This is a genomic window from Streptomyces griseus subsp. griseus (genome assembly GCF_000720255.1).
In the GTDB taxonomy this organism is placed as follows: domain Bacteria; phylum Actinomycetota; class Actinomycetes; order Streptomycetales; family Streptomycetaceae; genus Streptomyces; species Streptomyces griseus_I.
The window spans coordinates 1-19672 of record NZ_JOJE01000056.1 but is presented as its reverse complement, the minus strand read 5'-3'; the positions used below and the strand labels follow the sequence as shown (position 1 = coordinate 19672).

Below are 19672 nucleotides of genomic sequence, written 5' to 3'. Positions count from 1 at the left end.
GCTCAATCGACAGCCCCGAGGCGGGAGTTGCGCGCCGCCACCAGCTCCAGGACCGTGCGCCAGTCCTCCAGCACCCCGGCGTCGAAGCCGGCGAGGCGGCCCTCCTCGGCGGCCTGGCGCAGGCTCAGCCGGTCGTCGTCGCCGGACCTGCCGTGTCCGGGGTGATGACGTACGAGACGGGCGACCCGCGGGCCGAGCAGCGCCCGTACCGCTTCGGCGGCGTGGGGACCCGGGGCCGTCGTGCCGTCGGGGCGCAGCAGCCGTCCGACGGGGTGCACCAGGCCGGACACCTGGAGCTCCTTGTCGGCGGGGCGACTTCTGCGCAGCAGCGCGGCCGTCCGCAGCGCGTGCTCGTGCAGGTCGACCGAGCGGCCCGCCGGGTCGGGGGCGTCCCGCACGCCCCGGCAGGCATACAGCAGGTCCATCAGCTCCTCGACGCTGCGCAGTTCCATGCGTCAGTCCTCCCGCGAGACAGCCGTTGCGGTACGCCAGGAGATCATGGCGAGCTTTCGGCCGAGCCAACGGCACCTGAACCGCCCCACCTCACGGCGGCCGGTTTCGGCCGATGTAGGCCGGTCGGGTGACTTCCAAACGGGGCATCATGCGGCAAAAGGGTTCGCTTCATGGCCTTATGCAGAGGTGTGACTTGCGGTGGTTACACCGAGTTTTCAGCCCCATAGAGCGGCCGCCCGCTCATTTGGTTAATCTGTATCGGACGGACAGCAGTACCGGGTCCTACCCACACCCACCGTCCGTCATGGGACACGCCGGTTCACAGCGGCCTGCTCTCCTACGAGTTACCGGCGCCACCGCGTCCGAACTGTTTCGACCCAGACCCGAGCGGACGTCAGGCGCAGGAACGCAGACTGGCCGGTACGCCCCGAGGGTGACCCGACACATAAGGAGTGCGCGGTGACACCGGAGAAGACGAATCGCGAACAGCGCCCCAAGGATCGACCGGAGCGCCCCGGCCGCCGCAGCGGCGAGCTCGGCAGCCTCGACGTGTGGGCCCACGCGGCCCCCATCCGCCTGGCGGGCTACGAGGACGACCTCGCCGAGCCGCACATCCTGCCCAGCGTGGACTGACCGGCAGGACCCCTTCGCGATCGTCGACGGCATGGGCGTGCGACACGCACGCCCATGCCTACGTGTCGAAACGTCCGCCCTCTCCGGCCTCAGTCGAGCGGAGCCGTCCGCCGCCACGGGCGCAGCTCCTCCAACCGCTCCGCCAGTGCCAGCAGTTCCGCCTCCGAGCCGGGACGCCCCACCAGCTGTACCGCGCAGGGCGCGCCCGAGGGGAGCGCCCCGAACGGGACGGACATCGCCGGCCAGCCCGTGAGGTTCCACGGCGGGGTCAGCGGCGAGTAGGCGGTGTTGGCCAGCAGATTGCGCGCCCAGCCCCGCTCGTGCCAGGGCGCCGCCTGCGGGGAGCGGCGGGCCAGCGCCGGTGTGAGCAGCACGTCGTACGCGTCGAAGAACGGCTCCAGGCGCCGTCGCAGCGCCTCCCTGCCACTGCCGCGGCGCACCATCGGCAGGAACCGCCGTCCCACGGCGGCGTGCACGCGGGTGCGCCGGGCCAGCAGCCGCGGGTCGAGCGCCCGGGCGTCCACGGCCGTGCCCGCCGTCCAGTGCGCGAGCGCGGTCAGGCCCAGCGACGCCGGATACGGCGGGTCGGCGCGCCGCACCTGGTGACCCGCTCTGATCAGCACCGCGGCCGCGTCCCGCGCCGCGTCCGCGTAGGGACGGCTGATGGTGACCCCGGCGAGCGGGCTGCGCAGCGAGACGGCGATCCTGCGGGTGCCGGGCGTGTCCCGGCGTACGACGTCGGTGTCCGCGAGGACCGACAGCAGCAGGCGGGCGTCCCCGACCGTCGTGGCGAGCGGGCCGTTCTCGGACATGCCGAACCAGTCGCCCTCGCCCATCCCCGCCGGCACCAGTCCGTGGCCCGGCTTGATGGTGACGAGGCCGCAGTTGGCGGCGGGGATGCGCAGGGAGCCCATGCCGTCGTTGCCGAGGGCGACCGGCACCAGTCCGGCGGCGACCGCGGCCGCGCTGCCGCCGGACGAGCCGCCCGCCGTGCGCGTGGTGTCCCAAGGGTTGCGGGCGGTTCCGTGGACGCCCTCGGTGGTGCCGAACACACAGAGCTCCGGCACGTTCGTCAGCCCCACGACCACCGCGCCCGCCGCCCGCAACCGGGCCACGGTCACGTGGTCGTCGCCGGCGGGCGTGTCCGGCGTCGCCGCCGAGCCGACCCGGGTGGACTCCCCGCGTACCGCGAGGTTGTCCTTAACGGCCACCGGCACCCCGGCGAGCGGCAGTTCGGCGAGGTCCGCCCGGGTGCCCACCTCGTCCGCCTCGACCAGCGCCGCCTCGGCCCGCACGGTGCGGAACGCCCCCACCCGGCCGTCGACCCGCTCGATCCGCGTGAGATGCTCCGCCACCACCTCACGCGGCGTCACCCGCTTCTCGCGCACGGCGGCGGCGATCTCGACGGCGGTCCTGCCGACCCAGCTGGTCACACGGGCTCCTCTGTGATGACGACGAAGGGGGACGGGGCGCGCGTACTCATGAGTACGCAGGGAGAACTGTGCCCCGTGGTCGGCGTGGCGTCGAGGGGTGGCACCCCGTCAGGGGGCGAGCCGTCAGGGGCGCGCCGTCAGGGGGCGAGCTGGGAACGCAGCCACTCCTCCACCTCACCGACGTGTGCGGCTGCCGCCGCGCGGGCGGCCTCCGGGTCGTGGGTGACCAGGGCGCGGTGGATGGCGGTGTGCTCGCGACGGGTGCGGTCGAAGGCGCCCTCCTCCTGGTAGCCGCGCCAGACGCGGGCGCGGAAGGTGCGCGAGGAGAGGCCCTCAAGGATCGCGGCCAGCGTCTCGTTGCCGGCGGCCAGCGCGATCTCGCGGTGGAAGGCGAGGTCGTGGGCGAGGATCTCCTCCGGGTCGTCGGTGTCGTTCATCGCCGTCAGATGCTTCTCCACCGTCCCCAGCTGGTCCGGTGTGATGCGGGCGGCGGCCAGCGCGGTCGCCGTCGACTCCAGGATCCGCCGGATCTCCAGGAGCTCCACCAGGCGCGGCCCCCGGGACAGGTCGGCCACCACGCCGAAGGTCTCCAGGAGATCGCCGGCCTGGAGCTGGGTCACGTAGATCCCGGAACCGTGCCGGGCCTCCAGCACGCCGAGGGCGGTCAGGGCGCGGATCGCCTCGCGCATCGAGCTGCGGGAGATGCCGAGCCGGGCCGCGAGATCGCGCTCGGTCGGCAGCCGCTGGCCAGGCTCCAGCCGACCCTCCGCGATCATCGCCTTGATCTGCTCGATGGCACGCTGCGTCACCGTGCCCTTCTGGGGGGCCGTCTCCTCCACGCCGTTCCTTCCGTCGCCAGGTGCGCGCAGTGTAGTCAGCCGAGTGGTCCGACCACTATGACGATGATGAAGTGGAAAATCCTGGATCTGAGGGTGTTTCCGAAGGGAAGTGGTCTGATAAGTATGCGGATAACTGCTCGTAGACGCCTCGAATCGAAGGAAGGTCACGTCGCATGAGCGACTTCGAGGGCCTCAGCGCCCTGGTGACGGGTGGCGCGTCCGGCATCGGCCGGGCCACCGCGCGGCTGCTGGCCGAGCGCGGCGCCCGCGTCGCCGTACTCGACCTGGAAACCTCCACGGTCGACAAGCCGCTGCTCGCCTACCGGGCCGACGTCGCCGACGACGCCTCCGTGCGTGCGGCCGTCGCGGCCGTCGTCGCGGACCTGGGCGGGCTCGACGTACTGGTCAACAACGCGGGCATCGGAGCGCAGGGCACCGTCGAGGACAACGACGACGCCGAGTGGCACCGCGTCCTCGACGTCAACGTCGTCGGCATGGTCCGCACGGCCCGGGCCGCGCTGCCCCATCTGCGCGCCTCCGCCCACGCGGCCATCGTCAACACCTGCTCGATCGTCGCCACCGCGGGTCTGCCGCAGCGGGCCCTGTACAGCGCGGCCAAGGGCGCCGTGTACTCCCTGACCCTCGCCATGGCCGCCGACCACGTCCGCGAGGGCATCCGCGTGAACTGCGTCAACCCCGGCACCGCCGACACCCCGTGGATCGGCCGCCTCCTCGACGCGACCGACGACCCGGTGGCCGAACGCGCCGCCCTGGAAGCCCGCCAGCCCACCGGCCGCCTGGTCAGCGCGGCCGAGGTCGCGGGCGCCATCGCCTACCTGGCGAGCCCCCTGTCCGGCGCCACCACCGGCACCTCCCTCGCGGTGGACGGCGGCATGCAGGGCCTGCGTCTCAGGCCGGTGCGGCCGTGAGCGCCCTGGGCCGCAGCGGCGTCGAGGTCAGCGGCCTCGGGCTCGGCGCCGCCGCCATCGGCAACCTGTTCAGCGAGGTCACCGAAGAGCGGGCGTACGACACCGTGGCCGCGGCCTGGCGGCAGGGCGTCCGCTACTTCGACACCGCGCCCCACTACGGCCTCGGCCTGTCCGAGCGCCGCCTCGGCGCCGCGCTGCGCGAGCACCCCCGCGAGCGGTACACGGTCTCGACGAAGGTGGGCCGCCGCCTGGAACCGGCCGACGGTACCGGTGACGACCTCGCCAACGGCTTCGCCGTGCCCGCCACCCACCGCCGGGTCTGGGACTTCAGCGCCGACGGCGTACGGCGCACCCTCGAGGCCAGTCTGGAGCGGCTCGGCCTCGACCGCGTCGACGTCGTCTACCTCCACGACCCCGACGACCACGCCGAACAGGCCTTCCGTGAGGGCTACCCGGCCCTGGAGAAGCTGCGCTCTCAGGGCGTGGTCGGTGCGATCGGGGCGGGCATGAACCAGGCGGAGATGCTCACCCGCTTCGTCCGCGACACGGACGTCGACGTGGTGCTGTGCGCGGGCCGCTACACCCTCCTCGACCAGAGCGCCCTCACCGCGCTGCTGCCCGCGGCACAGGAACGCGGCACCTCCGTCGTGATCGGCGGAGCCTTCAACTCCGGCCTGCTGGCCGACCCGAAGCCGACGGCGACGTACGACTACGCGCGGGCGCCGGCCGAGCTGATGGAGCGCGCCCTGCGCATGAAGGAGCTCGCGGAACGCCACGGTACGACCCTGCGCGCCGCCGCCCTCGCCTTCTGCGCCGCCCACCCGGCCGTCGCGAGCGTCCTCGTCGGAGCCCGCTCGGCCGCCGAGGCGGACGACGGGGCCGAACAGTTCCGGGCCACCGTCCCCCCGGCGTTCTGGCGGGACCTGCGGGAGACCGGCCTGCTGCCGCCCGACGCGCCCGTCCCGTTCGACGAAACACCCCAGGAGCCGTCATGAGAATCGCCCTGCACACCAAGGTCCGCGCCGACCGGATCGCGGAGTACGAGGCCGCCCACCGGGAGGTCCCCGAGGAGCTCACCGACGCCATCCGCGCGGCCGGCACCACCTCCTGGACGATCTGGCGCAGCGGCACGGACCTCTTCCACGTCCTGGAGTGCGAGGACTACGCCCGTCTCCTCGCCGAGCTGGAGAAATTGCCGGTCAACGTGGCCTGGCAGGCCCGGATGGCCGAGCTGCTCGACGTGGTGCACGACTATTCCGGCGAAGGGGCCGACGCCGGCCTGCCCGTCGTATGGGAGCTGCCGTGACCGTGGACGCACACCACCACGTGTGGGACCTGTCCGTCCGTGACCAGGACTGGATCACCGGCCCCGGGCTGCGGCCGCTGAGACGGAACTTCACCGTCGCCGACCTCGCCCCCGAGGCCCGGGCGGCCGGTGTCCGGCGCACGGTCCTCGTGCAGACGATCACCGTGCCCGAGGAGACCCCGGAGTTCCTGGCCCTCGCCGCGGACCACGATCTGATCGCGGGCGTCGTCGGCTGGACCGATCTCACCCGCCCCGACGTCGCCGACGAACTGGCCCGGCTGCGCGAGCTGCCCGGCGGGCGGTACCTCAAGGGCATCCGGCACCAGGTCCAGGGCGAGCCGGATCCGGAGTGGCTGCTGCGGCCCGACGTACGGCGCGGCCTGGCCGCCGTGGCCGACGCCGGGTTGGTCTACGACCTGGTCGTCCTGCCGCACCAGCTGCCGGCCTGCGTCAAGGCCGCCGCCGACCACGCCGACCTCACCTTCGTCCTCGACCACCTCGGCAAACCCCCCATCGCCTCCGGCGAGCGAGAACCCTGGGAGACCTCCGTACGCTCCCTGGCCGCCCTCTCCAACACCGTCTGCAAGATCTCCGGCATGGTCACCGAGGCCGACCCCACCTCCTGGACGACCGACGACCTCCGCCCGTACGCCGAGGCCGTCCTGGACGCCTTCGGCCCCGATCGCCTGATGTTCGGCTCGGACTGGCCGGTGTGCACGCTGGCGGCGACGTACGGCCAGGTCCTGTCCGTGACGACGGAACTGACCCACGGCCTGAGCACCGGCGAACGCGCCCAGCTGTTCGAGACCACCGCCACCCGCGTCTACGACCTCTGAACCGCCCCCGTCAGCCGCGTCGGCGGCAGGTACTCCCGGACATACGTCCGCTCCCAGCACGCGCCCGTCTCCCGCAGCTCGCGCCAGGTCGTGTAGCGGTAGCGGAACAGGCGGGCGCGGATGTAGCGGGGCGGTGCGTCGGGCGGGAAAGGGGAGTGGCGCAGGAGTTTGAGGGTGTCGCGGTCGTTCTCCAGGAGCCGCTCGACCATCGCGCCGAACCACGACCCGGCGTAGGCGGGGGAGAGGGCGGCGAACCACATCATCCAGTCCAGCCGGAGGTGGTACGGCGCGTACTGGCGCGGCCAGTGCCGGGGATCGCCCGGCTTGCCCTTGAACTCGTACTCCCGCCAGCCGGAGTCCTCACGCGGGACGTCGTCGTGCGTACCCTCGACCACCACCTCGTAGCGGACGCGGCTCACGCTGCCGAACGCGCCGTAGGTGTTGACCAGGTGCAAGGGATCGAACGAGCGGTTCATGACCTGGGCCCGGGAGATCATGTTCACGACCGGGTGATAGCTCAGGAACACCAGGAGCGCGGCCACCGCGATGACGACGACCTCGTACCAGAGCGGGGCGCCGGGCAGGGACGGCGCCTCGCCCGGCAGCCGCAGCGCCGACAGGGCCAGCACGATGGTGATCCAGTTCAGCCAGGAGAAGTTGCCCGACAGCACGAGCCACAGCTGGGTGACGATCATCAGGCAGGCGGCGGCCGTGGCGACCGGCTGCGGGGTGAACAGCAGGACCGGCACGACGAGTTGGGTGACATGGTTGGCGGCCACCTCGACCCGGTGCAACGGGCCCGGAAGACGGTGGAAGAACCAGCTCAGCGGGCCCGGCATCGGCTGTGTCTCGTGGTGGTAGTCCAGACAGGTCAGCTTCCGCCAGCACGCGTCGCCCCGCAGCTTGATCATGCCCGCGCCGAACTCCACGCGGAAGAGGATCCAGCGCAGCAGGAACAGCACCAGGAACGGCGGGGCCACCTCGTCGTTGCCGAGGAAGACGGCGAGGAACCCCACTTCGAGCAGCAGGGACTCCCAGCCGAAGCCGTACCAGGTCTGCCCGACGTTGACGATCGACAGGTACAGCGCCCACGGCACGAGCCACAGCAGCATCGCGCCCCACAGAGGGAGCAGCGAGTCCACGCCCGCGAGCAGCCCCGCCGACACCGCGCAGCCCGTCCACGCGCAGACGGCGAAAAAACAGTCCGAGTAGTGCAGCTGGAACAGGCTCGGTGCCCGCTTGAACGGCACCCGCTCGACGAACCGGGGAATGGGCAGCATCCCGCGCTCGCCGAGCAGCGCGCGGAACTGGAGGGCCGCCGTGAGGAACGCCACCAGATACAGGCAGGCCAGGGCCCGCTGGAAGACCAGCCGGGCCACCCAGTAGTCGGGTGCGGTGAACCACTCCACGGCCTCGTGCTCCTCGTCCCTCGTCTCCGGCCCCGTCACTCACCGTGTTCCATGCCGCGGCCTGGGTAATCCAGGCGTCCCACCCCGCTCGAATAATCAGGCAAATGCTGGCAAAGTGGGCGCATGGCTGATCGGGGAGCGAGCGCGCTGTCACTCCCGGACGACTGGCCCGCCCACCCGGATCCGATCCTGGCCCTCAATCGCATGGGCGGCTTCGACTGGGATCTGGACTCCGGCCTGTTCCACATGGACGCCCGGGCCCACGAGATCTTCGACATGTCCGTCGAGGAGTACGACGGCCGCCCGGAGAGCCTGTCTGAGCGCATCCCGGACGCGGAGGCCATCCGCCTGGACACCGTCGTCGCCCAGGCCATCAAGGACGGCAGCGAGAACTACGGCGCCTACTTCCGCATCCGCCGCCGCGACGGCAGCCTGTGGTGGACCCACACCCAGGGATGCATCCGGCGTGACGAGACGGGCCGGCCCCGCCGGATCGTCGGCATCGTCCGCGACGCCACGGACGAGCTCAGGGACCTCGCCGACCGCCAGGACGAAGCCGCCCTGGACGACGCGCGCCAGGAGCAGACCAACGTCGTCCAGCTCACCACGGCCGCCCTCGCACACGCACGGACCGTGCAGGACGTCATCGACGTCCTCAAGGACACCCACGGCCTCACCCACCTCGGGGCGACCAGCCTCGTCATGGGCCTGGTCGAGGCCGGCCGCATCCGGCTGATCGCCGAGGGTCCCGAGGGCAGCTTCGTGCCCGGCACCCTGGTCACCCGCATCGACGAGCCCTACCCGATGAGCGAGGTCGTGCGCACGCTCAGCCCCCGGTTCATCGAGTCGCCCGAGGAGTTCGCCGCCGGCTACCCGGTCCTGTGGCCCCACATCACCGACCTGGACATCACCTCGGCCGCCTACCTGCCCCTCATCGTCCAGGCCCGCCCCATCGGTGCCATGGGCCTGCTCTACAGCAACCGGCACGGCTTCACCCGCGAGGAGCGCGACATCCTCGTCGCCCTCGGCAGCAGCATCGCGCAGAGCCTGCAACGGGCCATGTTCTACGAGCAGGAAAAGGACATCGCCCAGGGCCTCCAGCAGGCCATGCTTCCGCGCACCATCCCCAGCGTGGCCGGCGCCGACATCGCCGTCCGCTACCGCGCGGCCACCATCGGCGGCTCCCTGGGCCGGGACATCGGCGGCGACTGGTACGACCTCATCCCGCTGCCCACCGGCCGGGTCGGCGCCGTCATCGGTGACGTCCAGGGCCATGACACGCACGCCGCCGCCGTCATGGGCCAGCTCCGCATCGTGCTGCGCGCCTACGCCGCCGAGGGCCATTCCCCGGCCACCGTGATGGCCCGCGCCTCCGTCTTCCTGCACGAACTCGACACCGACCGCTTCGCCACCTGCCTCTATGCCGAGGCCGACCTGTCCACCGGCGTGGTCCAGGTGGTCCGGGCCGGCCACATCGACCCCCTGGTGCGGGCCCCCGACGGCGCCTGCCGCCGCGTTCCCGTCGCGGGCGGCCTGCCGCTCGGCCTGTCCGCCGAGTTCGGCAGCCTCGACTACCCGGCCACCACCCTCGAACTCGACCCCGGCCACACCATGCTGCTGTGCACCGACGGACTGGTCGAACAGCCCGGCGCCGACCTCGACGACGGCATGAAGACCCTCACCGCCCTCATCTCCACCGGCCCCCACGACGTACGCGGCCTCGCCGACCGGCTGATCGAGGTCGCCGAGGAACGCGCCGGCGACGACGACGTGGCCCTGCTCCTGCTGCGCCGCCGGGGTCCCGACACCCCGCGGCCCGGGGGCCGGCTCCAGCAGCACGTGGCGCCCGGCGACCCCGAGGCCCTCACCGGCGCCCGGCACATGATCCGCACCGCGGTCCGCGCCTGGGGCGCCCGGGAGCGCGCCGACGAGATCGAGCTGGCCGCCGACGAACTCATCACCAACGCCCTCATGCACACCGAGGGCGCCGCCATCGTCACCCTGCGGGTGCTGGGCGACACCGGCCGCCGCCTGCGCGTCGAGGTCGAGGACTCCTCCAGCGCGCTGCCCCGGCGACGCGAGGCCGGCGAGTCCGGCGTCTCCGGACGCGGCCTCCTCCTCGTCGACATCCTCACCGACGAGTGGGGCGTCGAGGCACGCGGCGGCGGCAAGTGCGTGTGGTGCGAGTTCACGATGCCGGGGAGCCGCGGCTGAGGGGGCCTGCACGCGGGGGCGCTCGTGTCCGCTGGGTGGGGCGTGGGTCCGTCGGGTGGCGGTCTCCTCCAGCGGCGGGGGTGTACCCGCCGGAAGGCGCTCGCGCTGAGGGTGTCGGCGGCCGGTGGCACTCTGGACGTATGCCGGAACTGCCCGAGGTCGAAGCGCTGAAGGACTTCCTGGTCGAGCGTGCCGTCGGTCATGAGATCGTGCGCGTCCTGCCCGTCGCCATCAGCGTCCTCAAGACGTACGACCCACCCGTCGGCGCCGTCGAGGGCCGCGAGATCACCGCCGTGCACCGCTACGGCAAGTTCCTCGACCTGGAGACCGACGGCGGCCCCCACTTCGTGACCCACCTGGCCCGCGCGGGCTGGCTGCACTGGAAGGACCGCCTCCCCGACGGCCCGCCCCGCCCCGGCAAGGGCCCCCTCGCCCTCCGGGTCGCCCTGGAGACGGGCGAGGGCTTCGACCTCACCGAGGCCGGCACCCAGAAGCGGCTTGCGGTGTACGTCGTGCGGGACCCGCACGAGGTCCCCGGCGTCGCCCGCCTCGGCCCCGACCCGCTCGCGGACGACTTCGACGCCCGGAGCCTCGCCGCGCTCCTCGCGGGTGAGCGCCGCCAGATCAAGGGTGCCCTGCGCGACCAGAGCCTCATCGCCGGAGTCGGCAACGCCTACAGCGACGAGATCCTGCACGCCGCGCGCATGTCCCCCTTCAAACTGGCCGCCTCCCTGACCCCTCAGGAGACGGACGCCCTCTACACCGCCCTGCGCTCCACACTGACCGAGGCGGTGGACCGCTCCCGGGGCCTCGCCGCCGGCCGCCTCAAGTCCGAGAAGAAGACCGGCCTGCGCGTCCACGGCCGCACCGGCGAGCCCTGCCCGGTCTGCGGCGACGCCATCCGCGAGGTCTCCTTCAGCGACTCGTCCCTCCAGTACTGCCCGACCTGCCAGACGGGCGGCAAGCCACTGGCGGACCGGAGGATGTCGAGGCTGCTGAAATAGCTCACCAGTCCGGGCTGTCCGCCAGGTAGGGGCCGCCATGATCACGCCCAGGATCAGGGAGGGGATCGCCATCGCGCGACCGAGGTCGGTCCTCCAGGACACCGGCGAGAGCCGGCGCGGCACCCGCGAGGGCGAGGGCGCGGCGGGACTCGGGCGAGCCGGCCTGCTGGGGGGGTGTCGTCCCGCGAATCCGTGATCCGGCCGTCGTGGACGACTGGTGGGGGCGGCTCACGGGACACCGGCGGGGCCGTCGCCGTCTCCACCGTCATCTCCGCGTGCACCACAGTCTCGTCGGCGACCTGCGTTCGGGTTCCGCTCCCTCCTCGGAGAGGAGGATCCACAGGTTCTCCTCCACCGGCTCAGCCCCTTCGGTCGTGCTCGCAGGGGCGGCGCGGAGCGGGCCATCAGCGGCTCAACGTCGGTACTTTCAGTGTCCGTCCGTGGCTGTGAGCTGGTAAATCAGGGAGCCTTCAGGGTCACGAGCTGCTCGCCGTCCGTCGAGCGGATCTCGTAGCGGAGGATTTGGTCGGCGTGCAGATCGGTCCCGCCCTGCACCTCGGTGGGACGGGCGTCGTGGTGGGGCACCATCCAGTTGGTGACCGTCCGTTCCGAGCCGTCCCGGCCGATGACGATCAGACGGCAGTCGCGAGGGCCCGCGCCGTCTTTCACCTGCAGCCGCACATTGCTGCCCCAGGCCTCGTCCTCCACCGTGACCTGCGCCCACACACCCGACCGCTCGTCGGTCGCGGTGACCTGCACGGCCTCCCTCTCGTCGCCGCCCGCCGACAGCATCACCAGGGCGGGTCCGGCCAGCGCCACGACGACGGACGCGGCGACCGCGTACAGCACGCGCCTGCGGCGCGCCCGGTGCCGCGCGGCGACTTCGCCGAGGAGCCGGTCCAGCAGCCGCGGGCCGGGGCCGGCGAACGGGTGCACCACCCGGGGCGTCGCCTCCCGGTACAGCATCAACTGCCGTGTGGGGGGCCCGAACTCGGTTACCTGCGCCGCGCACTGAGGACACTCCATGAGGTGGTCCTCGAAGCGGAAGGCGTCCACTTCGTCCAGCACGCCGAGCGCGTAGGCGCCGGCGTCGTGATGCCTTTCCTGGGACCTCATGCGCAATCCTCGTGCCGTTGGGGGCGGGTGGGGTTGTTACTCCTTGCTCCCACCCGTACGCACCCGGCACCCGAATCACTCAGCCGTACACACAATCGAGACCAAGATATTCGGAGCGATCAGGCCCCCGGATTGGTCCGGTTCTAGAACAGATGGATGGCGAGATGTCCGAGGGGCAACCCCAGCTGCCAGGCGGGCGTCCACACCTTCGGTCCCTCGTCCTCGCCGACCACCGGAGCGCCGCCCGGGACCGCGTTCAGGTCGGGGGCGAGCAGCTCGGTCTCCTCCAGCCAGCGCCAGGCGGCCGCGGCCAGTTCGAGGTCGGGCGCGGGCTGCTCCGGGGAGGCGGCCGCCTCGGCCGTCAGCCCGGCCATGCGCTCCTGTACCCAGTCCTGCCACGGCTGGTCGTACGCCGTCAGCGACAGCCAGGTCTCCAGCTGGGTGACGACCCGGATGCCGGGCAGCTCGCCGTCCGTGTCGGAGAGGAAGATGGTCAGCGCCAGCGCGTCGCGTCCGGCGCGGAACTCGAAGGACGTCGGCGGCATGAGATCGCCCGTCCGCAGCAGCTCGTCGGCGATGTACTCCGCGTACAACCAGGCCATGGGAACGGTGAGTTCTCCGCCGCCGGTGCCGTCCGTGCTCTGATGACCTCTGTGCAGCATCCCTTCCTGCCTTCCTCCGGTGCGTGCGCGTCGCCCGAACCCGGGCCCCCGGTCCGGAACACGGATGAGGACAGCCGATTACTCAACAGGGGTTCTCAGCAAGGCGCTTTACGGAGGTTTGACTCTTCCATTGGTTTCACCGCAGGTCGGCCGCGTATCCCGGAAGCACCCTGCGCAGGGCTCGTAGCGCGTAGTATGCGCGCGACTTCACGGTACCGGGCGGAATCCCCAGGGTTGCCGCGGCCTCCGCCACACTCGCCCCGTGGAAGTACACGAGCACCAGGACGTCACGGTGCTCGGGAGTGAGAGTCTTCACAGCCTCCCGCACATCCAGCGTGGCGGCCGACCGTTCGGCGTGGTCGGCGCACACCGGCGCGTGCTCGAGCACCGCGTCGCCCACCTCCGCGGGGCGCGCCTGCCGGGCCCGCCGGGCGTCGATCGCGAGCCGCCGCCCCACGGTGAGCAGCCACGGCCGTACGGAGTCGAAGGCGTCCGCGCGCAGGGCCTCAGGGTGCTGCCAGGCTCGCACCAGTGTCTCCTGCACGAGGTCCTCGGCGCGTTGCCGGTCGCCGTCACACAGCCTCAGCAGCAGCGCGAAGAGCGGTCGGCCGTGCTCGCGCTGGAGTGCGGCGAGCTCGTGCTCGGCGGTCGTCCCGTTCGTACCGTTCGTGAGGGTGGTTCCGGCCGTCATGCGCGTATGGGACCGCAGGGCGGCGGCCGGGGACAGGGGGTGCGCACGGGTCTGCGGCGGACGGTCGATCGCGTCGACGAACGGTTCGACGAACGGTCGCATCCCGCCACTCGCGCACACCGGATGGGTGAGTGGGGGGCCTGAGGCTGTTTGCGGCGGCGGCCAAAATCGTACCTATTCGTGCGTAAATATGACCTGAGCGGGGTGAGGAATGATCGCACGCAGACGACAGGTGGCCCTGGTCCTGACGGCCCTCCTGGCCTCGGCCGCCGCATGCCAGGCCCACCGCCACGAACCGCCCGCCGGGGCCGGACGGCCCGCGCCGACCGCCGGCACCGGCGCCTTCACGCTCGTCGCCTCCGGCGACGTCCTGCCGCACAGCTCGATCATCGACCGGGCCGGCTTCGACGCGGGGGGCGCGGGCTACGACTTCCGGCCGATGCTCGCCGGGGTTCAGCCCATCGTCTCCCGCGCCGATCTGGCGCTGTGCCACATGGAGACCGTGTACGGCGCGAACGGCGACTACACCGGCTATCCCAGTTTCAAGTCGCCGCCCGAGGTGGCCGCGGGTCTCGCCTCGGCGGGCTACGACGGCTGCTCAACCGCTTCCAACCACTCCCTCGACGACGGCGCCGCGGGCATCGTGCGCACCCTGGACACGCTGGACCGCGCGGGCGTGCGCCATGCCGGAACGGCGCGCACGGAGGCCGAGGCCCGGACCGTCACGCTCCTGCGCGCGGGCTCGGCGCAGGTCGCCCACCTCTCCTACACGTACGACACCAACGGAATGCCGTTCCCGCCGGGGCAGCCCTGGGCGGTCAACCTGATGGACGAGCAGCCAATCCTCGCGGACGCCCGGGCGGCGCGGCAGGCGGGCGCCGACGTGGTCGTCGTGTCGGTGCACTGGGGCACCGAGTGGCAGGACGAACCCGACGCCCAGCAGCAGGCTCTCGCCCAGCGGCTCACCGCCGCCCGCGTCGACGGCCGTCCCGCCGTCGACCTGATCCTCGGCGCCCACGCCCACGTCCCGCAGGCGTACGAGAAGGTCAACGGCACCTGGGTCGTCTACGGGATGGGGGACCAGATCGCCGGTGAAATGTTCAACTACCAGGGCGTCCGGGACCCGCGCGGCAACCAGTCCACCCTCGCCCGCTTCACCTTCGCCCCGCCGAAGAAGCCGGGCGGACGGTGGGAGGTCACCAAGGCCGAGTTCCTCCCTCAGCTCTTCGACGTGGACGCCGGCCGCGTCGTCGACATCAACCAGGCGATCGCCCAGGGCGCCGAACTGACGGGCGTCCGCGACCGCATCCGGGACGTGGTGCTGAGCAGGGGCGCGGCGAAGGACGGGCTGAGGATGGGGGAGTAGCGCAGCGCGTGACGGTGGTGGCGGAGCTCGTGACGCCCGCCGGGCAGTGCTACGGCACCACCGTCACCGGCCAGCGGCCCGCCTTCACCAGGCGGACGGCCACGGAACCGACGATGCGGTGGCCGGCCTGCTCCGAGGCGCCGACGACCACCGCGTCCGCCCTGAGTTCGTCCGCGGCCTTCACCAGGCCGCTGTACGGGTCGCCGTGGAAGGTGTGGAACTCCCACCGCACGTCGAACACCCCCTTCACCCGCTCGGTGGCATCGCGGATCTCCCGCACGAGCTCGTCGGCGATCGCGTCGGTCGTCCCCGCGACCGGCGCCCCCATCGCCGCGCCCGCCGCCATCACCGGCTGCACGTACACGACAGCGAGCAGCGCCCGCTGCCGCCGGGCCAGCCCCGCCGCGTAGGCCGCGGCCCGGAAGGACGAGTCGGAGCCGTCCAGGCCGACCACGATGACCTTCGGCCCGTCCGTCCCCAGCTCGAACTGATGTGCGTGATGGTTCGTCACGGCTCCGAGGCTATCGGAAGCCGCAGGTCCGCCCGGACGCCGGGACCTCTCGCCGGGCGTGGCCGCGCAGGTGCCCTCAGTACCGACGGGCAGGTCTGCTCTCCTTCGTGCCCTGGGGCAAGTTCATGGTCGCCGAACTGGCCGCAGCCGCCCCGAAACCGGGCGTCCGCCGGATCGCCCTGTACCGCTCCAACGCCAAGTACCGCCCCGAGTGGTACCCGCGCTTCCCCTGCTAGGGCGAGGCCGCTTCCCTCGCCCGCATCGGCCTCGCCTCCGCCATCGCCGAGGCCTTCGTCTCCGTACCGTCGCTGCACAAACTCTGGGGAAAGGGGCACTCGCAGGGCTGGCAGCGCCCTGCGACCACCGAAGGCCTGCCGCCGCTGTCGGCGCTCGGCCTCGACGGAGGGGACGAGGCCGGGCCCGACGGTGCGGGCTCCGACCTGCCCGAACAGGTCCGCGTCCGGCATGCCGCCCACCGGCGGCCTCGGTATCGGCATCGACCGCCTGGTCATGTTCCCCACCGGTCTGACCCCGCGAGACCCTCCCCTTCCCGCTGGTGCGCCACCGCTGATCCGCAAGCCGGGTGAGCCGGGCGGGTGGAAACGTGCCGCCGTGCCGGTGTCGCCGGGGTGGGTCGGGCTTTTGGCGGTCGACTGATGACACATGAAGAAGGATCAGTTGCTCACGCGGCGCCGGGCGTTGCTCGCCGGTGCCGCCGCTGTGGGGGCGGCCGGTACGGCCGGGCTGTACGCGCTGGGCACGGCGGACGGACCGGCCCCCGCCCCGGGCGCCACGGACGCCGCCAAGGGCGCCGCCGCTCCCGCCGGACGTGCCACGGCCCCCGCCGGAGGCGCCCCCGTGCGCCGCGTCCCGGAGAGCCCCTCCGCCTACCGTCTCCAGCCCCTGACCGGATACGGCTCGTCACACAGAACGCCGCTCCACCCCCGGGTACGGCGCGAGCCGCTGCTGCGCCTGTCCGGACGCGGCCGCACCATGGTGCTGACCTTCGACGACGGCCCCGACCCCCGCTACACTCCCGGCATCCTGGACACGCTGCGCGAGTACGACGTCCGCGCGATGTTCTTCGTCTGCGGGGAGATGGCCGCCGACAACAAGGACCTGCTGGCGCGCATGGCCGACGAGGGCCACGTGGTCGGCAACCACACCTGGTCGCACCCCCTGCTGACCAGCCTCACCCGCCGTCGTATCCGCGCCGAGATGGAGAGCACGTGCGACGTCATCGAGGACGCGTACGGCGAACGCCCCCAGTGGTTCCGCGCGCCCTACGGCGCCTGGAACCGCGCGGCCTTCCAACTGGGCTCCGAACTCGGTATGGAACCGCTCGCCTGGACCGTCGACACCCTCGACTGGACCAGCCCGGGCACCCGCACCATCATCGACCGGGTCGAACACGGCGCCGCCCCCGGCGTGGTGGTGCTCTCGCACGACGCCGGGGGCGACCGCTCGCAGAGTGTGCGGGCGCTGCGCGCCTATCTGCCACAACTGCTGGACGACGGCTACCACATCACCGTCCCGCGCCGGCAGTTCGCCTAGCGGACGGGCACGGGCCTCGCCCGCCCGGCCGGGGAACGCTCAGCGGACCTCGACCAGGCGGGCGAAGGCGACGACGTTGCCGTCGTAGCCGTTCTGCTTGGAGAAACCACCGCCGCAGGTGATGACCCGGAGTTCCGGAGTCCCCTTGGAGGCGTAGACGCGGTCGCCGGGGAAGTTGCTCTTCGCGAAGACCTCGATGCCGTAGAACTCGAAAACCGCGGTCTTCCCGTCCCCCCGCACCACCTCGACGCGACTTCCCTTCTTCAGCGCCCCGAGTCCGTAGAACACGGCCGGGCCCCGCAAGTTGTCGACATGCCCGACGATGACCGCCGTGCCCTTCTCACCGGGCGACACCGCGCCGGTGAACCAGCCGGCCAGGTTCGGGTCGTCCGCGGGCGGCGCGCCGACCCAGCCGTCCGCGTCCAGGCCGACCGGCATCACGGGTGCGTCCACCTGGATCGAGGGGATCCGCACCCGGGCGGGCACCGCGTACGGCAGCGCCGCCGGGTTGGCGAACGTGCTCTGGGAGGTACGGCTGTCCGCGGCGGCCGCCGACGCGGGCTGCGGCGGCCCGACGTCGAACTCCCCCGAACCATTGCGAATGAGCGCCAGACCGGTCAGCAGAACAAGCGCTATCACGCCCCACGGGGCGCGCTTCCTCCGCCGCTCCTCCTCTTCGGCCACTTCGGACAGCTCGAACGCAGACATTCGCCATCCCCTCTCGACGCGGCCGTCGCCGCGTCAATCGCGCATATGAGAACGCTAAGTCCGCCGCGCGTGAGCGGCGACGGGACGAATGCGAACGGGTGGCCCGGGTGCCAGCCGGTGCGCCATACGAGTCGCACCCGGCCGGGATTTTTCTGACGGTCCGTGACCTGCGGCGATATCGCATCGCATGGTTTTCTCACGGCGTGTCACCTCACCGGGACGGACCATTCCCGAAATGCGGTCCCGGGAAAGGCATCTGAGGGTTTTTCCGGGAGGCGCTTTCTCGCCGATCGACCGGGGACGGGTCCCGGGGCGTCTTCCGCGGAGGTTCACATGCGTACTCCTCGTGCCCTGGCGGTCTCGGCCGCCGTGGTCTGCGTCCTCGGCCTGGCCGCCCCGGCGGCCGTCGCGGACGGTATGGACAACAGCGGCGCCAACGCCTACGTCAACAACGGCGGCGACGGCGGCGACGGCGGCGACGGCGGTAACGGCAACGCCGGCAACGCCGGCAACGCCGGCAATGGCGGCAATGGCGGTGACGGGGGAGGCAACGGCTTCGGCGGGAACGGCAATGGCTTCGGGGGGAACGGCAGCGGAAACGGTGGCAACGGGGGGAACGGCAGCGGAAACGGTGGCAACGGGGGGAACGGCAGCGGAAACGGTGGCAACGGGGGTGGCAACGGCTTCGGCGGGCACGGCGGTGGGAACAGCAACACCGGCACCGTCAGCAACATCGTCGCCATGCCCAGCGTGATCGCCCGGGGCGGTCAGCTGACCGTGACGGTCGACGGATGCCCGGACGGCGGCTCGGCCACCTCCCCGGCGTTCACCTCGCCGGTGACCCTGCGCAAGGTCGGCGGCACCAACGGCACCGCGAGCGGAAAGGCGACCATCCGGGACAACGCCAACCCGGGGCCCTACAGCATCACGGTCAGCTGCAACGGGCGTGCCCCACTGACCCGTGACGCGGCCTTCACCGTCCTCGGCGGTGTCCGCGGCGGTCTCGGCGGCAGCACGTCCAGCGGCGCGACACCGACCGACATGGCCATCGGCGGCGGGCTCGTGGCCGCGGCCGTCATCGGCGGTGGCGTGTTCTGGATGCGCCGCCGCTCCGAGAAGCGGATCTGAGACGCACGTCCGCCCGCCCCGGATCCGAGCAAGGGTCCGGGGTGGAGGTCTGCAGGGCGTCTGCGAGGCATGGAAGGGTCGCCTCTCAGACGCCCCTCTCGCCCGTGCGTCGGCGCGACAAGCGGTACGCGGTCCCGACCGAACCGGCGACGAGTACGGTTCCCAGCGCCACGTCCCCGAGATCGAGCCCGGCGCTGCTGCCGCCCCCACCGGCGTGCACGCCCCGGGGGAACGGAGTCGAGCCGGACGCACGGCCGCCCGCGATGGTCAGGTCCTTGACCGCGCCCAGGCTCCCGCAGGTGAACGTCACCCGGTACACCGCTCCGGGCAGGGCGTCCCGGTCGACCCGGGCCGTCGCTCTCGACGCCCTCGGTGCGACGGTGACGGCGTCGAAGACGTCCGACGACACCACCACGCGCCCCCGGCAGCCGCTGGTGTCGCGGTCCACGAGCAGAGTGACCTGTCCGCCCGGAGCGACGGTCGAGGGCACGACGTCGTAGCCGACGGACATGACGTAGTGGTCGCCGTGGCCCGCGACGGCGCCCGGGGCGCAGGAGGCCAGGGCGCCGACGCCCAGCAGTGCGGCCGAAGCGACGGGTATCGCGCGCATGGTGGATCCTCCGGGTCTGCGAGGAGCAGCCGCGGACTTCTTCCGCGAGCGCCGGAATGCACCTCGATGACCGAAACGCTAGGAAGAGGCGCACGACACCGCGATCGCAGTCGCCCGAACGGGTCAGAAGACCGGGCCGGACGGGGGAACGCCGACGCTCCCGCGACCGGGGGACGGCCGGGCGTGGCACACGCCCCCGTCCCCGGCCCGCCCCCGTCCCCGGCCCGCCCCCGTCCCCGGCCCGCCCCCGTCCCCGGCCCGCCCCCGTCC

Annotated in this window: 20 protein-coding genes and 1 pseudogene; 11 read left to right on the top strand and 10 right to left on the bottom strand. The window is 72.3% G+C overall.

What is annotated here, in order from left to right:
- Positions 1–2 precede the first annotated feature (2 nt).
- On the bottom strand, positions 3–452 hold the full coding sequence (locus IG99_RS39695; protein WP_037683151.1) for a hypothetical protein: 450 nt from the start codon (positions 450–452) through the stop codon (positions 3–5).
- A gap of 460 nt (positions 453–912) precedes the next feature.
- On the opposite strand from IG99_RS39695, the gene IG99_RS49890 reads away from it, so the two are divergent.
- Positions 913–1086, top strand: coding sequence for a hypothetical protein (locus IG99_RS49890; RefSeq protein ID WP_199815714.1), 174 nt, complete (start codon positions 913–915; stop codon positions 1084–1086).
- An 89-nt stretch (positions 1087–1175) separates the two neighbouring features.
- Here IG99_RS49890 and IG99_RS39690 read toward each other — a convergent pair whose 3' ends face one another.
- Both IG99_RS39690 and IG99_RS39685 read right to left on the bottom strand, forming a co-directional pair.
- Positions 1176–2519, bottom strand: a complete 1344-nt coding sequence (locus tag IG99_RS39690) for an amidase (protein ID WP_037683149.1) — start codon at positions 2517–2519, stop codon at positions 1176–1178.
- 137 nt (positions 2520–2656) lie between these two features.
- Entirely contained in the window at positions 2657–3358 is a 702-nt protein-coding gene (locus IG99_RS39685) for a FadR/GntR family transcriptional regulator (protein WP_037683147.1), read from the bottom strand.
- Between the two features lie 173 nt (positions 3359–3531).
- Between IG99_RS39685 and IG99_RS39680 the strand changes: the two genes are divergently transcribed.
- Genes IG99_RS39680 through IG99_RS39665 form a run of 4 tightly spaced genes read left to right on the top strand, consistent with a single transcriptional unit; the run spans position 3532 to position 6429 of the window.
- Entirely contained in the window at positions 3532–4287 is a 756-nt protein-coding gene (locus IG99_RS39680; RefSeq protein WP_037683144.1) for an SDR family NAD(P)-dependent oxidoreductase, read from the top strand.
- Positions 4284–5282, top strand: a complete 999-nt coding sequence (locus IG99_RS39675; protein ID WP_037683143.1) for an aldo/keto reductase — start codon at positions 4284–4286, stop codon at positions 5280–5282. The genes IG99_RS39680 and IG99_RS39675 overlap by 4 nt, the downstream gene beginning before the upstream one ends.
- Positions 5279–5593: an L-rhamnose mutarotase gene (locus tag IG99_RS39670; RefSeq protein ID WP_037683141.1), complete on the top strand. Its 315-nt coding sequence runs from the start codon at positions 5279–5281 to the stop codon at positions 5591–5593. Before IG99_RS39675 ends, IG99_RS39670 begins: the two co-directional genes overlap by 4 nt.
- Positions 5590–6429 (top strand): amidohydrolase family protein, encoded by an 840-nt coding sequence (locus tag IG99_RS39665; protein WP_037683138.1) that lies wholly within the window; start codon positions 5590–5592, stop codon positions 6427–6429. Before IG99_RS39670 ends, IG99_RS39665 begins: the two co-directional genes overlap by 4 nt.
- On the opposite strand, the gene IG99_RS39660 is transcribed toward IG99_RS39665, so the two are convergent.
- Positions 6417–7838 carry a lipase maturation factor family protein gene (locus IG99_RS39660; protein ID WP_037683241.1) on the bottom strand — a complete coding sequence of 474 codons (1422 nt, stop codon included), beginning with the start codon at positions 7836–7838 and terminating at the stop codon, positions 6417–6419. The genes IG99_RS39665 and IG99_RS39660 overlap by 13 nt on opposite strands.
- A 123-nt stretch (positions 7839–7961) precedes the next feature.
- Here IG99_RS39660 and IG99_RS39655 point away from each other — a divergent pair, with 123 nt between their 5' ends.
- Together IG99_RS39655 and IG99_RS39650 are read left to right on the top strand one after the other, a co-directional pair.
- A complete protein-coding gene (locus tag IG99_RS39655; RefSeq protein ID WP_037683135.1) occupies positions 7962–10052 on the top strand; it encodes a SpoIIE family protein phosphatase in 2091 nt (696 codons plus the stop codon).
- Positions 10053–10192: 140 nt separating this feature from the next.
- On the top strand, positions 10193–11056 hold the full coding sequence (locus tag IG99_RS39650; protein ID WP_037683132.1) for an Fpg/Nei family DNA glycosylase: 864 nt from the start codon (positions 10193–10195) through the stop codon (positions 11054–11056).
- A 459-nt stretch (positions 11057–11515) separates the two neighbouring features.
- On the opposite strand, the gene IG99_RS39645 is transcribed toward IG99_RS39650, so the two are convergent.
- The 3 genes from IG99_RS39645 to IG99_RS39635 all read right to left on the bottom strand — a co-directional run bounded on the left by IG99_RS39645 (position 11516) and on the right by IG99_RS39635 (position 13525).
- Positions 11516–12172 (bottom strand): zf-HC2 domain-containing protein, encoded by a 657-nt coding sequence (locus IG99_RS39645; protein ID WP_037683129.1) that lies wholly within the window; start codon positions 12170–12172, stop codon positions 11516–11518.
- Positions 12173–12315: 143 nt separating this feature from the next.
- A complete protein-coding gene (locus tag IG99_RS39640) occupies positions 12316–12834 on the bottom strand; it encodes a hypothetical protein (protein ID WP_037683126.1) in 519 nt (172 codons plus the stop codon).
- Positions 12835–12970: 136 nt separating this feature from the next.
- The gene (locus IG99_RS39635; RefSeq protein ID WP_037683239.1) at positions 12971–13525 is read right to left on the bottom strand and encodes a sigma-70 family RNA polymerase sigma factor; all 555 of its coding nucleotides are present in this window, start codon (positions 13523–13525) and stop codon (positions 12971–12973) included.
- Between the two features lie 211 nt (positions 13526–13736).
- Here IG99_RS39635 and IG99_RS39630 point away from each other — a divergent pair, with 211 nt between their 5' ends.
- Positions 13737–14891 carry a CapA family protein gene (locus IG99_RS39630; protein WP_037683122.1) on the top strand — a complete coding sequence of 385 codons (1155 nt, stop codon included), beginning with the start codon at positions 13737–13739 and terminating at the stop codon, positions 14889–14891.
- Between the two features lie 49 nt (positions 14892–14940).
- Here the strand turns inward: IG99_RS39630 and IG99_RS39625 are convergent, their stop codons facing one another.
- Positions 14941–15402: a universal stress protein gene (locus tag IG99_RS39625; RefSeq protein WP_037683121.1), complete on the bottom strand. Its 462-nt coding sequence runs from the start codon at positions 15400–15402 to the stop codon at positions 14941–14943.
- 95 nt (positions 15403–15497) lie between these two features.
- Between IG99_RS39625 and lysS the strand changes: the two are divergent.
- Together lysS and IG99_RS39620 are read left to right on the top strand one after the other, a co-directional pair.
- Positions 15498–15890: pseudogene (gene lysS / locus IG99_RS49885) on the top strand (bifunctional lysylphosphatidylglycerol synthetase/lysine--tRNA ligase LysX); the annotation flags it as partial.
- A 175-nt stretch (positions 15891–16065) separates the two neighbouring features.
- Positions 16066–16956, top strand: coding sequence for a polysaccharide deacetylase family protein (locus tag IG99_RS39620; RefSeq protein WP_037683119.1), 891 nt, complete (start codon positions 16066–16068; stop codon positions 16954–16956).
- A gap of 39 nt (positions 16957–16995) precedes the next feature.
- On the opposite strand, the gene IG99_RS39615 is transcribed toward IG99_RS39620, so the two are convergent.
- Entirely contained in the window at positions 16996–17664 is a 669-nt protein-coding gene (locus IG99_RS39615) for a class F sortase (protein WP_037683118.1), read from the bottom strand.
- A 333-nt stretch (positions 17665–17997) separates the two neighbouring features.
- Here IG99_RS39615 and IG99_RS48305 point away from each other — a divergent pair, with 333 nt between their 5' ends.
- Positions 17998–18792: a hypothetical protein gene (locus IG99_RS48305; protein ID WP_107056147.1), complete on the top strand. Its 795-nt coding sequence runs from the start codon at positions 17998–18000 to the stop codon at positions 18790–18792.
- A gap of 85 nt (positions 18793–18877) precedes the next feature.
- On the opposite strand, the gene IG99_RS39605 is transcribed toward IG99_RS48305, so the two are convergent.
- Positions 18878–19402 carry a hypothetical protein gene (locus tag IG99_RS39605; protein WP_037683115.1) on the bottom strand — a complete coding sequence of 175 codons (525 nt, stop codon included), beginning with the start codon at positions 19400–19402 and terminating at the stop codon, positions 18878–18880.
- Positions 19403–19672 lie beyond the last annotated feature (270 nt).

Coding starts and splice junctions, on each gene's coding strand:
- IG99_RS39695 (WP_037683151.1), bottom strand. CDS start 452: ATGGAACTGCGCAGCGTCGAGGAGCTGATGGACCTGCTGTATGCCTGC.
- IG99_RS39680 (WP_037683144.1), top strand. CDS start 3,532: ATGAGCGACTTCGAGGGCCTCAGCGCCCTGGTGACGGGTGGCGCGTCC.
- IG99_RS39670 (WP_037683141.1), top strand. CDS start 5,279: ATGAGAATCGCCCTGCACACCAAGGTCCGCGCCGACCGGATCGCGGAG.
- IG99_RS39655 (WP_037683135.1), top strand. CDS start 7,962: ATGGCTGATCGGGGAGCGAGCGCGCTGTCACTCCCGGACGACTGGCCC.
- IG99_RS39650 (WP_037683132.1), top strand. CDS start 10,193: ATGCCGGAACTGCCCGAGGTCGAAGCGCTGAAGGACTTCCTGGTCGAG.
- IG99_RS39645 (WP_037683129.1), bottom strand. CDS start 12,172: ATGAGGTCCCAGGAAAGGCATCACGACGCCGGCGCCTACGCGCTCGGC.
- IG99_RS39640 (WP_037683126.1), bottom strand. CDS start 12,834: ATGCTGCACAGAGGTCATCAGAGCACGGACGGCACCGGCGGCGGAGAA.
- IG99_RS39635 (WP_037683239.1), bottom strand. CDS start 13,525: ATGACGGCCGGAACCACCCTCACGAACGGTACGAACGGGACGACCGCC.
- IG99_RS39630 (WP_037683122.1), top strand. CDS start 13,737: ATGATCGCACGCAGACGACAGGTGGCCCTGGTCCTGACGGCCCTCCTG.
- IG99_RS39620 (WP_037683119.1), top strand. CDS start 16,066: ATGAAGAAGGATCAGTTGCTCACGCGGCGCCGGGCGTTGCTCGCCGGT.
- IG99_RS39615 (WP_037683118.1), bottom strand. CDS start 17,664: ATGTCTGCGTTCGAGCTGTCCGAAGTGGCCGAAGAGGAGGAGCGGCGG.
- IG99_RS48305 (WP_107056147.1), top strand. CDS start 17,998: ATGCGTACTCCTCGTGCCCTGGCGGTCTCGGCCGCCGTGGTCTGCGTC.
- IG99_RS39605 (WP_037683115.1), bottom strand. CDS start 19,402: ATGCGCGCGATACCCGTCGCTTCGGCCGCACTGCTGGGCGTCGGCGCC.